10 protein-coding genes are annotated in these 14675 nt (G+C 51.9%); 4 read left to right on the plus strand and 6 right to left on the minus strand.

Going from position 1 to position 14675, the window contains the following annotated elements; translation table 11 throughout:
* Positions 1–389: 389 nt before the first annotated feature.
* Complete coding sequence (locus MXE39_RS02105; RefSeq protein WP_246976676.1) at positions 390–1130, plus strand: GntR family transcriptional regulator; 741 nt, start codon at positions 390–392, stop codon at positions 1128–1130.
* A 426-nt stretch (positions 1131–1556) separates the two neighbouring features.
* Here the strand turns inward: MXE39_RS02105 and MXE39_RS02110 are convergent, their stop codons facing one another.
* On the minus strand, positions 1557–2261 hold the full coding sequence (locus MXE39_RS02110) for a GntR family transcriptional regulator (protein ID WP_246976673.1): 705 nt from the start codon (positions 2259–2261) through the stop codon (positions 1557–1559).
* Between the two features lie 2185 nt (positions 2262–4446).
* Between MXE39_RS02110 and MXE39_RS02115 the strand changes: the two genes are divergently transcribed.
* Positions 4447–5580: a TRAP transporter substrate-binding protein gene (locus tag MXE39_RS02115; RefSeq protein WP_246976670.1), complete on the plus strand. Its 1134-nt coding sequence runs from the start codon at positions 4447–4449 to the stop codon at positions 5578–5580.
* 1202 nt (positions 5581–6782) lie between these two features.
* A complete protein-coding gene (locus MXE39_RS02120; protein WP_246976667.1) occupies positions 6783–7574 on the plus strand; it encodes a GntR family transcriptional regulator in 792 nt (263 codons plus the stop codon).
* A gap of 491 nt (positions 7575–8065) precedes the next feature.
* Here the strand turns inward: MXE39_RS02120 and fabF are convergent, their stop codons facing one another.
* The 4 genes from fabF to fabD form a co-directional block, all read right to left on the minus strand.
* Positions 8066–9316, minus strand: a complete 1251-nt coding sequence (gene fabF / locus MXE39_RS02125; RefSeq protein WP_246976664.1) for a beta-ketoacyl-ACP synthase II — start codon at positions 9314–9316, stop codon at positions 8066–8068.
* 659 nt (positions 9317–9975) lie between these two features.
* Positions 9976–10218, minus strand: coding sequence for an acyl carrier protein (acpP, locus tag MXE39_RS02130; protein WP_246976661.1), 243 nt, complete (start codon positions 10216–10218; stop codon positions 9976–9978).
* Between the two features lie 698 nt (positions 10219–10916).
* Positions 10917–11672, minus strand: a complete 756-nt coding sequence (gene fabG, locus MXE39_RS02135) for a 3-oxoacyl-ACP reductase FabG (protein ID WP_246976659.1) — start codon at positions 11670–11672, stop codon at positions 10917–10919.
* A 253-nt stretch (positions 11673–11925) separates the two neighbouring features.
* Complete coding sequence (gene fabD / locus MXE39_RS02140) at positions 11926–12867, minus strand: ACP S-malonyltransferase (protein ID WP_246976656.1); 942 nt, start codon at positions 12865–12867, stop codon at positions 11926–11928.
* 138 nt (positions 12868–13005) lie between these two features.
* On the opposite strand from fabD, the gene MXE39_RS02145 reads away from it, so the two are divergent.
* The gene (locus tag MXE39_RS02145) at positions 13006–13251 is read left to right on the plus strand and encodes a hypothetical protein (RefSeq protein ID WP_246976651.1); all 246 of its coding nucleotides are present in this window, start codon (positions 13006–13008) and stop codon (positions 13249–13251) included.
* A gap of 341 nt (positions 13252–13592) precedes the next feature.
* On the opposite strand, the gene MXE39_RS02150 is transcribed toward MXE39_RS02145, so the two are convergent.
* Positions 13593–14549: a beta-ketoacyl-ACP synthase III gene (locus tag MXE39_RS02150; protein ID WP_246976648.1), complete on the minus strand. Its 957-nt coding sequence runs from the start codon at positions 14547–14549 to the stop codon at positions 13593–13595.
* Between the last annotated feature and the right edge of the window lie 126 nt (positions 14550–14675).

Consider the following 14675-nt stretch of genomic DNA (forward strand, 5'->3'; position numbering starts at 1 on the left):
ATACTTGTTGTTCAGTATGACCCAAATTCTGTCTGTATGTGCATTTTACGGGCAGCGTGCCTCTTGCGTGCTTTTATATGCAATATGCCGGGGAGGGGTTTGAAGATACGGTGGGGACAAGGAAAAAACAGCCTTTTGCGGGCTGATAATGACGGATGCAGGCCATAAATTATTTCTTGTTAACTAGAATGCCAGTGCGCGGTGGGGTAATATATCAGCATATGGTCACGGCTTTATGCTCCCTTAACTCGTGCAGTGCACAATGACACAATTTACAGTTCCAGGACCATTTATAATCACACATTGCTGTATCAAGCCTTAACCTGTGCCAGGGCTCATCATGGTCTGTCATGACCATGCATGCAGATCGAACAACTCAGGAGCTTAAGATGTCAGTTTCACCTAGTATCAATCTTCCTAAAATGCGCTTTTCTCAGCGCACTACAGTTGCCGCTCAGATTTACCAGTTTCTGCGTCAGGTTATAGTAGACACTACAGTAAGACCAGGCGGACTTCTTTCAGAAAACGGACTGTCTGAACACTTCAGTGTATCGCGCCAGCCTATACGCGATGCCCTGCAGCGGCTTAGCACTGAGGGACTGGTGACCATCATGCCCCAGAGAGGCACTACTGTACGTCCTGTCTCCATTCTTCAGACCGAACACAATATCTTTGTGCGTTACTGTATTGAAGAGGGCTGCCTCAAGCGCTTTGGCGAACTTGAACCTCGCTCCCGCCGTACCTGCATCAATCAGCTTGAAAGAAGTATCAACAAGGCCCGTGAGCTTCCTGAAGATGATGAAAACCGCCGTCTTAACCTGATGGCTCTTGATGACGCTTTCCATAAGGCTATCTGTGATATCAGCGGCTCCGAGCTTGCCTGGAACACAGTGAGCACCCTTACCGCTCAAAGTGATCGCATCAGCTATCTGGCCCTGTCCCTGACTGAACCTGACTACAATCAGATCATTATCGATGACCACAGCAAAATAGTTGAGTGCCTCAAGAACAATGATCTTACAGGCGCAATAGAGGGCCTGCGCCAGACTCTTAACCAGCCACTTGAGATCTACAAGTACATCATCGCAGAGGCAAAATACGAAGACTGGTTCAGCGACTACCGTAACTGACAGCCGACCTCCCAACCGGCCCGACTGCAGCCGCACAGGGCAGCTGCAGCCACTGCCCGGGCACATGACTGGTGCCCCTGAAGACAAAGACCCCGTATCGCATATATCTCGATACGGGGTCTTTGTTTTTACAGTTGCTCAAACTGTCTGCAGCAGTCTGCTAAGCCATTGGAGCGGATTGTTAACGGCTCTGCACAGCATGGCGGGAACAGCCTGTCAGCTGTCATGCTCATACTGATGGGTGCTGCCTGTTATCGGCTCTGCTCAGCATGGCGGGAACAGCCTGTCAGCTGTCATGCTCATACTGATGGGTGCTGCCTGTTATCGGCTCTGCTCAGCATGGTGGGAGCCGCCTGTCAGCTGTCATGCTCATACTGATGGGTGCTGCCTGTTATCGGCTCTGCTCAGCATGGTGGGAGCCGCCTGTCAGCTGTCCTGCTCAAACCAGTCGGCATACTTTTTCTTAATGGATTTGTAGGTGCCCATTACTGAGTTGAGGTGCCCACGGAGCATTTCTTTGGCCTTGTCATACTCGTAGCCCTCAATGCAGCTGATGATTTGCTCATGCTCATCAATCAGACCGTCAAGAGGAGCTTCAACACCCATGGCCAGATAACGGATACGGTCAAGCTGTCCCTTGCAGGACTGTACTACCTGCCAGGTCATGGCGCAGTCAGAAAAAGAGCAGATAATCTCGTGGAATTTGTCATCAAGAGGCAGGAAAGTGCCGGCCACATTGGCCGGATCGCTCTTTTCTTTCTGCTCATGGAAATTTTCCTTGAGCTTGTTGAGAATGCGGGTGTACTTGCCTACAGGAAGATTGGCAATGTTATCAATACTGCTGCACTCCAGAGCAGAGCGGATAAAGACCACCTGACGCAGATCACTGGCAGAAATCTTCTTAACTACAGTACCCTTCTGAGGAATTACAGAAATCAGACCATCATGCTCAAGGGAGTTGAGGGCTTCACGCACCGGCTGGCGGGATACCTTGAAATGAGCCGAGAGCTCATTTTCAGAAATGGTGGCACCAGGCCTGATATTGGCGGAGGTTATCTGATAACGCAGAAATACGTAAATCTGCGATGAGATCGTAGTCTTGGTTGAGAGTCTCAGTCGTGGAAGTTGCATATGGTTATCCTGAATCTCTGCTGTTCTGGCCTGACATCATCATGGCCTGACCACTGCTGCCCGAAATGGCAGAATACACAGATCCTTAAACAGGCCGACGCAGCAGTGCAGGCTCTGCACAGGCATCTGCCTCAATGCAGGCCCCTGCAGTGGCGTCGTCCTCAATGCCATCAGCCTCAATGCACACTGATGCAATGGCATCTGCTGTAATGGACGCGCCGCATCAGCGACTGCAGCATAAGACCTTGAATACATAAGCGCAAAACCTGCACCGGTCTGTGATAATACAAATCCCGGTATCTGCGCTGGATCCAGGGATCCTGCACAGCATGGAATGCATTCAAAAGTAACTGGAAAATAACAGGACACTGAAATGAGCAATTGCAGCCCGTTTCAGCAAGCGGTAAATCATTCCCAGGCAATATCACATCCGCAGCGCTGTCGCGCCGCTTCCTTGTACATCCCTCTCAAGGTCATCCTGCAGGTGCCCTTCAGTGAGAATAAAAGGGTATGGCAATGCTCGCCCTGTTGTTTGACCGCGCCTGATACAGGCAGCATCTGCATGCCTGGAAACGACTTAATTAAAAGTGCTGGATCCAGCCTTGTGCGCCCCTGTATGTGCTTTTGCACGAAATTTGGCACGGACAAAAATAATACCGTCCATTAGCATACGCCTTTTTAGCGCAAATCTAAACTGCACAGTCCACAAAATGAACATCTTGGATCCAGGGCCTGGCTCCGTTCACGAGGCCAAAGCCATCTGCAACAGTAGAGCATACGAAGCCGTCACTGTCCTTACGCTGCCAAGGACTTTGCCTGTATAGCACAGGATAAATCCTTGCCACATACCAAATGCCCGGCCCAAATAGTCATGACCACTGACAGGCACAGCTCTGCCAGCCAAATCACGAATCAGCCCTTGCGCCATTTCAGAGCCATAATCAGAGCAAGACCGGCTCCATGGCAGAGCCGCACGGGCGAGCGCCAGAGCATGTACCTCCGAAACATGAAAACATAACGTTGATGCTTTCCGTGGTCATAAGAGCACTGATACCGAAAAGACCGATTGATAAGTGTCAGAGGTGTGGTGTGTGTACTCCCAGGTTGTCTGATCCGTGATGCAGCACCAGGCGTCGAAGCGCGCTTTGAGCTATCATATAAGATACACTTGCAGGATCCGGCTGCAGTGGCCCTTAGCCCATGACGGGCAGAGCTCTCACAGTTCGCTCTGTCTGGCAGATATTCAGGCCTCTGAATGCCCTTTCAGTACTTGCAGTATTGCAACAGCCCATGTTCTGTGACATAAAGTTATGACCAGGACCTGTGCAGGTTTATTCCCTGTCTTTCCGGCAGTTAAATCCCGTCTTTGACCTGAGCGCTGCCTGCTCTGCCCGTGTCCTTATTACTTGAGACTACCGGGCTTTAAGCCATATCCACATGCTTAACTTATGGCTGAGTACAATTGACACTCGAGGTCACAGCAATTCCTCAACAGCCGATCTATGGCAGAAATGCTCAAAGAGCTGTGCTGTAGCGCCTGATTAATAACAGCCCTTTTCAAACACCTGTGGGAAGGTATACCTTACCGTCCATGCCTGAGCTTTTGTCCGGCATGCGATCAGGCACGTATTTGCAGCCCATTACAGCTGCAAGACCTGACGGCCAGAGCAAGGGCCAGTGTCCTGGCCATGGCTCTGTGACGTTTCTCCCGGACCTTGCGCCAGCACCCTGCATCATGCTCCATGGCATTCGCCGGTCATATACCGCTGTTCCTGGCATTCGTCAGTCATGTACCGCTGTTCTTGGCATCCGCCTGCAGCCCTGTACTGCTGCTCCTTGCCTTGCGCTGCTGCCCTGTACTGATGTTCATGACATCCGCCTGCAGCCCTGTACTGATGTTCCTGGCATCCGCCTGCGGCCCTGTACTGATGTTCCTGACATCCGCCTGCAGCCCTGTACCGTTGTCCCTGGCATTGCGCCATAATTATTGCGCAGCAGCGACATGTTTTCTGCAAGCCTGTTGCATTGCAGACCTGAGCCTGAGGACTTGCGGCCTTAAGGCCGTCTTGATGTGGATCCCCTGCCTGAGATGAATCGGGCATGTAAGTATTTTCTGTCTTTATTGCAGTTCAGTTACACGTTGCTGAACACTGCCGCCCTGGCCGCAATACGAGGAGATTTCATTATGCAGATTTTAAAAGCACTCGCTTGTCTGGGAACAGCCCTTTTCATGGCCGCATCCCCCGTCAGCGCCGCAGATGGTAAGCCTCAACGTATTATCTTTGCCGGATTTTTCGGCCCTGATCATCCAAACACCCAGATGATGAGTCGCTTTAAGGAGGAAATTGAATTAGCATCTGACGGCAAATTCAAGGTCACCTTAAAGCCTGACTCCATTGCTGGCGGTGAAGAAAAGATTATGGCTCTGGTAAAGCGCGGCACCATTCAGGTAGCGCAGGTTGGTGGTCTTATCAAAAATGATGAGCCAATGATTGGCGGCTGGGAGCAGCCTTTTGTCATTAAGAACTGGGAACATGCACGTGCTGTATTCCTCTCTGGAGGCATGAAGCGCTTTGAGGGTAACTACACCGCCCGCTCAGGTGCCCGTATTGCAGGTGTGATTGTAAATGGCTTCCGTCAGGTCTCTTCCCGCTTCCCTGTGCGCAACATGGAAGAAATGGCCAAAATGAAGATTCGTGTTCCCCTCAATGAGGTATTCGTCAAGCTGTTCACTGCAGCCGGCGCCAAAGCTGTACCTCTGCCAGCTACCAATCTTTATGAGGCCCTTGCCAGGGGCACTGTAGACGGTCAGGACAATCCTTATGCCATGGTCAAGTCCATGGACTGGTGGAAGGTAAACAAGTACATGCTCGAAACCCGCCATGTCTTCTCTCCTACCTTTATCCTGGTAAACGAAAAGTGGTACCAGTCTCTTGATGAAAAGTCACGTGCCCTCTTTGATGAGAGCATGACCCACGCCATTGCCTATAACTGGGATGTCTCAGAGCGTGAAGAGGCTAATACTGTTGAGTTTCTGCGACAGAACGGCGTGAAGATCACTGTGCCTGATGCCAAACTCAAGGCTCATATGATTGAGGCTGCCAAACCAGTATGGGAGTGGTTTGACAAAGCTGTCCCATCAGCCCGTCAGATTCGTGAATACTGCGCCAGTGTTGATCCTGTAAACGCTCACAATGCAGCTGTAGCCACAGCCGCAGCAGCCTCAGCTGCTGATGACGCGTCCAATGGTGCAGCCAAAGATGTACCGGAGCCAGTTAAAGCCGCACCGGAGTCAGGCAAAGCTGCAAATGCCAAATAGCAGCATGCTGCTGCGCCCCGCTGCAGGCTGATGCAGCATCGCTGCTGCACTAAGCTGACAAAGGCGCGCAACAGCAAGTCAAGCTCGGGGCCTGAGGGCCCCTCTGAACAAAGGGGCTGTCCTGAAGACAGCCCCTTTGTTTTTCCTTGGCCCTGCAGATCCTGCATTGCTGTTGTTCTTGAATGTACGCCATACTGTCAGCTGCGCTGCCTGCCGGGCTGTCTGCCGTCCTGCCGGGCAGTCTTCCTGCCGCTACGCTGCCTGCTGGCTATATGACTTTCTGGCTGTCCTTCTGCCGGCTGCGCTGTCTGCCTGCTCTGTTCAGATGCTGCACTAATTGAGCAGCGCGGTTCGCCTGCGGGGCGGGACCTGTCAGACAGGTGTATCACCGCAAAACAATGTAAAAGACAGGGAAGTGCGTGCACGTGTGCGCACGAAATATGTAATTATGGGCTTTATCATGCTCTTGTCTGGAAAATCGCTATTTTTCAGGCTTTGGGCAAGCACCGTGGTATATAAAAATTTACTGACAAATCAGTGAAATTTGCACAATATTTTTCATGGGGATTCATTAAAACGTCCAGAAATCTGCCGATAAATACTAAAATGCTTTATAGTATTCGCTCATAAGGATCTTTGTCCCTGTATGTAAGGCCGGAGCTCTGAACTTTCCTTAACTGGCCGTGCAGGTGCAATTGCTGTCCGTATTCCTGAGGGATCTTTTCCCCTCAAAACATTCAAACATGCATATAACTGTCTTGTATCAGAAAACCAGTCAATATAACTGAGCCGCATAACCAGGATTTGTATATCCATAAGGTCTCAGGGGCGTTACTTCTTGCTGATACCAGACCGGAGCCGTTTTCTTTCAGAAAGATGAGTTTTTAGAAATTATTGCCTTGTGGCTGTTCTGATGCAGGTAACTGCAAGTCTGCACAAATGCAAAGACAGGCCTGTGGCAAAAGCAATACATCAATTCGATACATATGACTGTTACGACCTGAAAGACAGGACTGGCAGTCACATGGTAAAAGCCCGTCAGGTCTTAATCAATACAACTGTCTACAACTGAGTAGTGCTCTGTGCCTTTGCACATTCATGCTCTCCATATGGCCCTCTGTCTGAACCTCACAGCCACTGCCACTGGCTGTGCTGTAAAGCCCTGGCCTCCCTGACGGCATTACAAGGAAAAGAGGAAAGTAATGTCTGTAGCATGTACAGTAGTATTACCTAAGATACGTATTAACCCCCAAAAAGCCATAAGTCCCCAGATTTATGAGTTTTTGCGCCGTCACATTACTGATACGACCATTACCCCCGGCACCACTCTTTCAGAAAACTCGCTGTCCGAGCAGTTCAGCGTATCACGCCAGCCTGTACGCGAGGCACTGATGCGTCTTAGCTATGAAGGCCTGCTCTCCATCCTGCCTCAGCGCGGTTCAATAGTAGAGCGTATCTGTGTCAATGAGCTTGAGCACACTGCATTCCTGCGCGCTGCCATAGAAAAGGCCTGTGTAGCCAACATAGTCAATCTTGATGAGAATACCAGAAAGAACCGTATGGCCCAGCTGCGCCGCATTGTCGATCAGCAGCGCAATGTGCGCCGTGATGACGGTATGAGATCAGCTTACCTTACTCTTGATGACCGCTTTCATGAGTGCCTGTGCTCACTGTCAGGTTCTGACATGGCCTGGAATACCGTACAGAGCATAAAGGGCCAGATGGACCGTATCCGCTTTCTTTCACTGGATACTTTCGTCCCTGTCGACGTTATCACTGATGAACATGAGCTGATTTTCAACCACCTGTTAAATGGTGAAATCGAAGCATGCCAGGACTGCATAACCGATCACCTGCGTGATGTAATCAAGCTGTGTCATGAGATTATCGAGCGCTATAGCGACTGGTTCACCTACGGCTCCCTGAACACCGTCAAGCGCCGTGCACGCACTGCCCCTGAATGTCCGGCAGCAAGTGCGCAGCCTGCTGACTGAAACCAGAGCCATCCCACAGGGCGGTGCTGATGCAGCATGGCATGCTGCAGACCTTATGGCGGTGTTACCGCCATAAGCACGGAGCTGATGACATAATGACGGTGCTGCCGCCATCAGCACGGAGCTGATGCAGCATGGCATGCTGCAGACCTTATGGCGGTGTTACCGCCATAAGCACGGAGCTGATGACATCATGACGGTGCTACAGCATCAGCACAGATCTGATGCAGCATGGCATGCTGCAGACCTTATGTTGGTGCTGCCGCCATATGCACGGAGCTGATGAAATCAGGGCTGTGCTGTCAACGTCAGGGCGGAGCTGCCGGTGCCGACAAGCAACGGTGGGGCGCTGGCGCTGGAGATAAATGTCGGCCCTGAATTGACAAAAAGCCCTGAACGGTTATCCGCTCAGGGCTTTTTGCTGTGCTCAGTGATACATGATCAGGATCGTACCCGGGCCCTGGTCACTGAGCCGGCATGCAAGGCTGATATCAGTCTTCCATACGCTTGAAGATCAGGGAACCATTGGTACCGCCAAAGCCGAAGCTGTTGGAGATAGCGTACTTGATATCGTGCTTGAGGGCCTTGTTAGGAACCAGGTTAAAGCCGCCTACTTCCTCAGCAGGATTTTCAAGGTTGATGGTTGGAGGGCAGATCTGATCACGTACAGCCAGTACGGTGATGATGGCCTCAATGGCACCGGCTGCACCCAGCAGGTGACCGGTCATGGACTTGGTAGAGCTCATGACAGTGTTGGCTGGAGCATCACCGAAGATAGCCTTGGCAGCGCGCAGCTCGGAGATGTCGCCTACGTGAGTGGAGGTACCGTGAGCGTTGATATAGCCAATCTCACCTGGTTCAATACCGGCATCTTTAATGGCGTTGGCCATGGCACGACGGGCACCGTCGCCGTCTTCTGGGGTGGCGGTCATGTGGAAAGCGTCGCCAGACATGCCAAAGCCTACCAGCTCAGCATAAATGCGGGCACCACGGGCCTTGGCGTGCTCGTACTCTTCAAGAACCATTACACCGGAGCCGTCGCCCAGAACGAAGCCGTCGCGACCCTCATCCCATGGACGGGAAGCCTTCTCCGGCTCATCATTGCGGGTGGACAGAGCCTTTAAGGCGCTGAAGCCACCGATACCCATTGGGGTAGAGGCCTTTTCGGCACCACCGGCCAGCATGACATCAGCATCACCGGCTGCAATTAAACGGGCAGACAGGCCAATGGCGTGAGTGCCGGAAGCACAGGCAGTTACGCTGGAAAGGTTAGGACCCTTGAGGCCCTTTAAGATGGACAGATGGCCGGATACCATGTTGATAATGGTGGAAGGTACGAAGAACGGGCTGATACCCTTGATACCCTTCTGAGCCAGACCATTGATATTCTGCTCGATAAGACCGAGGCCACCGATACCAGAACCAATCATCACACCACAGCGCTCGGCATTGTCATCAGTAATCTGCAGGCCGGAATCATTGAAGGCCATTAAGCCGGCAGCAATACCGTACTGGATGAACGGATCCATCTTGCGCTCGTCTTTACGGGTGATCCCCCAGTCCTCAGGGTTAAACCCCTTAATCAGGCCGGCGATTTTCACGCTAAAGGCGCTGGTGTCGAAATGCTCAATGGTGGAGATACCGCTCTGACCTGCAAGTAAGGCCTTCCATGAATCCTCAGCGGTATTACCCACTGGACTTAACATGCCAAGACCGGTTACTACTACCCTGCGCTTTTGCACCGTTTGTGCCTCCATAAATAAGAAATTCTAACTTATCTTCATTGACTCGTACCTGCACTGGTCATGCTGTTATCCGGTTATATGTACAGCGCTGTAATGCTCTGTTGCTGTATCAGCATGCAAATGGCATATGCTTTTGAGGATAAACAGTTATCTTTGACCTCAGGCCCAACCGGTGCCGGGTGTTAAGAGCCGCAATTACAGTCATGCGCGGCACCGACAGTCAATGTCTGCGTCAGCAGGTCCCGGATTTCCGGGCTCCGTGCACGTCCCTTTAACTCCCGGGACGTCATCCTGTCTCAGCTGCATCTGTACCTGATAAGTTCAGGCAGCATTCTCAGACAGTAAGTATGCTCTTTTCACTGCCGCATACCATGATACAAACTTGATTCTAACAGGCCTTGCAGGCGTGAAACGCAGCACAGCTAACAGTACCACAATACGGGATAATCCTCAAATACAATGCAGATTGCTGTGAAAAAAACCGTCACTTGTATGAAAAATGAGGGGCCCAGAAACAAAACAAGCAAGCCGGGGCTTGCTGTTATGGCCATGAACACATGGCTGATTGAGGTACAACTGTCTCCAACGGCTCGACCTGATACAGGTCGCGCCGCCGGATTCACACAGGAAAGCAGCGGACTAATCCGCCACTGAGATTACTCCTGGTGAGACTTGATGTAGTCGATAGCAGCCTGAACAGTGTTGATCTGCTCGGCTTCCTCATCAGGGATCTCAGTCTCGAACTCTTCTTCTAAAGCCATTACGAGCTCTACAGTATCTAAAGAGTCGGCGCCGAGGTCATTAACAAAAGATGCCTCAGGAACGACATCTTCTGGATTGACACCTAACATGTCAACAATAATCTTCTTTACGCGTTCTTCAATGTTGTTATCGCTCATTTTTCCCCGTCAGAGTGCCGTGGCACTTCTGTCCTTTAGTTAATGTCACCCGACAAGAGCCGGGATAAAAAAATAACTGGCTTTGTGACAGCTGGAGACAGCCTCACCTCACCTGCAGTGATCAGCGCTGACCGGCCAGAAAAGCTCTTTAGCCCTCTGGTTACCGCGTTAGTGCCGCAGCATTGTCTGCGCCTGTAAATGGAACCCGTTCTGAGATCCATCACCGTCCGGGGTGATATCTCTCTGACAGTACCGGCGTTAACCGTTCCGCATGTCCGGAGCTGACGTCAGTTGTCATGATCTGCAGAATGAACCTGATATTTACAGGTCATCTTTATCAAATTGACAAGAACTGTTCGAGGCTGATTATATACAATATCAGCCTCTAATGGTAGATCAGGCCCGTTAAAATGGGCCGGAAATTGTATTACTTTGTCAGGGTTCACAAATTAACTCAGCCAGTGCGCCGCATGATCCAGGTCGCACTCAGCGCCCTGGCCACAGCCGCCATATCCGGCGGCGGTCACGCCCTGGCACAGCCGCCACATCCGCCGGCGGTCACGCTCAGGATCAGCCGTCACATCCGGCAGCGGTCAGCGCCCAGGCTCAGCCGCCACATCCGGCAGCGGTCACGCCCTGGCCACAGATTATGTTGGCCTGAACACAACCAGGTCCTTAAAGCGCGCCCGGTGCCGATGTTAGTTACAGTACATACCGCCGTTTACGTCCAGGGTAGTACCGGTGATGTAACGGGCACCGTCAGATGCCAGGAACAGCACGGCAGCTGCAATGTCAGCAGTAGAGCCCATAGTGCCCATAGGGATGGACTTGAGCAGCTCGGCCTGAATGTTCTCGTTTAATACAGAGGTCATGTCAGTCTCGATAAAGCCAGGGGCAACACAGTTAACAGTTACGTTACGTGGAGCCAGCTCCTTGGCCAGAGACTTTGAGAAGCCGATGATACCGGCCTTGGAGGCGGCATAGTTGCACTGACCGGCGTTACCGGTCTCACCTACGATAGAGGTTATGTTGATGATGCGGCCATTACGCTTTTTCATCATGCCACGCATGGTCAGCTGAGCCAGTTTTGCAGCAGCAGTCAGATTGCAGGAGATAACCTGATCCCACTCCTCATCCTTCATGCGCATGAAGAGATTGTCGCGGGTAATACCGGCATTGTTCACCAGAATATCGATGGTGGCACCGGCCTTTTCCTCAGCAGCCTTAACGAAGTCAGCAAAGGTCTCTGGCTGCAGGGCATTTAATACCATACCAAAGGACTTGCCCTCAACAAGAGCACTCAGGCTCTCGGTTACGGCCTGAGCACCGCTTTCAGAAGTAGCAGTACCAATAACAGTAGCGTTGAGCTTTGCAAACTCCTCAGCAACAGTCTTACCGATACCACGTGAGGCGCCAGTTACCAGAACAACCTTGCCAGCAAAATTAAAATTCATGAATCAATCCTGTATTTGATCAGCTAAATGTACTCTGTGTACTCGTGTCAGCCCTGCGCCTGCAGTCCGCCTTAAATCAAAGCAAACCCGCATCAGCGCAGAGCCGCTGCACTGTGCAGCTCAAAGCCTCATGAGCCATGACATGGCCAGGCTTACCGGGCTGCCGGCCTTAAGGCCAGACAGTCAGCTGCAGCTGCCCGTCCCTCCCGGCCATAACAGGGCCAGGATAATGCCGGGACGGAAGTCAGATTAATCAGGCGTTAAGGCTTTCTAAAACCTTGGCCAGCTCCTCGTCACTGGCAATATTGCCGGTAACCAGAGTCTTGTCAATCTTGCGGTTCAGACCGGTTAATACCTTGCCCGGACCAACTTCAATCAGAGCCTCAATACCGTCAGCCTTCATGTTCTGCACGGTCTCAACCCATCTTACTGAGCCGACCAGCTGCCTGACCAGACAGTCAATGATTTCACCCTGAGCCACAACTGGACGGGCCAGTACGTTGGCATATACAGGGATGGAGGCATCACAAAGCTCAATATCAGCAAGAGCAGCGGCCAGCTTGTCAGCAGCAGGCTGCATCATAGGGCAGTGTGAAGGTACTGATACAGGCAGGGCTACGCAGCGACGGGCACCCTTTTCGGCAAAGTACTCACCGGCGCGGGCCACAGCATCCTTTGAACCTGAAATAACTACCTGACCTGGAGTGTTGAAGTTTGCAGACCAGACGGCGTCACCTTCCTTGCTTACATCAGCACAGCCGCCTACAACGGCATCGTCATCAAGACCAAGAACGGCCATCATGGCACCGGTACCGGCTGGAACAGCTTCCTGCATGGCCTGACCACGCAGACGTACCAGACGTACGGCATCAGCAAAGGAAATAGCCTCAGCTGCAACCAGAGCGGTGTACTCGCCAAGAGAGTGACCGGCACAGGCCTTTGGCTGATCGCCACCGGCAGCAGCCATCAGAGCACGCCAAGCAGCTACAGAAGCAGTCAGAATAGCTGGCTGAGTGATTTCAGTTTTGTTTAACTCGGTATCCGGACCGGTCAGGACAATTTTCTTTAAGTCGTAGCCCAGAGCCTCATTGGCTTCTTCAAAAGTTTGAGCAACGATCTTATTGGACATGAAAGATTCCAGCATACCAACGGACTGAGAGCCCTGACCTGGAAATACAACTGCAAATGACTTCATAGTTATCCTCAGGCTGGCAAAATGCCGCCCTGACTCCTGATAAAGAATAAAAAACTGTAGCTGCCCGCATCCCTGTTTCATCAGACCAGCAAAGCACACAAAGGCTCAAAGCCTCAAAGGCAATGTCTGCTGACACAAATGAGCCTGACGCTTATGCGTCATGCATATGATTTACTCAGTGATTCTGATCAACAGGCTGATTTTGTAACAACAGGGAAAAAGCATAAAACTTACAAGGAATGTACCTTGATCGCCATTAAAGACACCTGTGGTGGACAATACTCACCGCTTTCACAAGTATCCATATGCGATCAGGCAATAATGACAGTCACTGCCCGCAATCCGCCGCCCGGCATTCAGAGCGATCCGGCATTGCCTGCTTAAGCCACCCATGGCGACAGGCAAGCTATGGCCTGTGCCTGGCCACGCAGTTTGCGCCTGCACTGTGCAGCCCTACGGGCAGCCTGGGTCAGACTGCAGTGTCAGGCTGTACGCCTCGGTCAGCCTGCAGCGCCCGGCTGTACGCCTCGGTCAGGCTGCAGCGCTCGGCTGTACGGCCTGGGTACGACACCAGACTTTGGGCAGTGATCAGAAAAAAGGATAAGGACATTAACAGGTCTGCAGGCTATGCATCATACCTGCAGACTGGCGTTACTCTGGACATTGCTCAGGTAACACCTTATTAAGCCTGAGTACGCACGTAATGTGTCGCTCAGGAACTGTTATCAGTAGCGTACCAGAGCTGAGCCCCAGACAAAGCCGCCGCCAAAGGATTCAAGCAGCAGATTGTCGCCACGCTTGATGCGGCCCTGACGAATGCCCTCATCAAGGGCCAGAGGTACAGAGGCTGCAGAGGTGTTGCCATGACGATCCAGGGTAACAATTACCTGGGACATATCGAGCTTGAGCTTGCGGGCAGTGGCAGCAATAATGCGCAGATTGGCCTGGTGCGGTACGAGGAAATCAAGCTCGTCTTCTTTTAAACTTGCCATCTCAAGGGTTTCCTTGACCAGGTTGGCCAGCATGGTTACGGCATGCTTGAAGACTTCATTGCCCTTCATGGTAAGCCAGGCGTCATTGTTATCAGCACAGCCACGCTTAGGGAATGGCAGACGCAGCAGATCGCCGCAGGTTGGATCAGAGGAGAGCTTGACGGCCAGAGTGCCCTGCTCTTCAGAGGCACCAAGCACCACAGCACCGGCACCGTCGCCAAAAAGAATTATGGTACCGCGATCCTGAGGATCACAGGCACGGGCCAGGGTATCAGAGCCGATAACCAGCACGTTGCGGGCCTGACCGGTAATAATCATGTTGTGGGCAACACTGTAGGCATAGCTGAAGCCGGCACAGGCTGCAGCCACGTCAAAGGCAATAGCGCCCTGAATGCCAAGTCCCAGAGCAATTTCACATGCTGAAGACGGGAAAGCATTCTTTGAGGAGGTGGTGGCGCAGACAACGGCATCAATGGCAGAAGCTTCCAGCCCGGCGGCTTCAAGAGCCTTACGGGCAGCCTCAATACCCATAAAGGAGGCTGTCTCGGTGTCTGAGGCCAGACGCCTTTCATGAATACCGGTACGCTCGACAATCCAGGAATCGGATGTCTCGACCATCTTCTCTAAATCGGCGTTAGTTCTGACCTGTGATGGTAAATAACCACCGGTACCTAAAATTCTGCTATACAAATGCTTCACCACTCGATGCTTGGCTAAAGAAAGTCACAGTCTAAATCGCATATTTTGCCAGCAAAATAGGGATTATGGTAGATATCAGGCAAAAAATCTCAGACCCCGCTCCGCTCAAAGCCCATA

The sequence above is a fragment of the Anaerobiospirillum sp. NML120511 genome (assembly GCF_023050955.1).
GTDB lineage: Bacteria > Pseudomonadota > Gammaproteobacteria > Enterobacterales > Succinivibrionaceae > Anaerobiospirillum.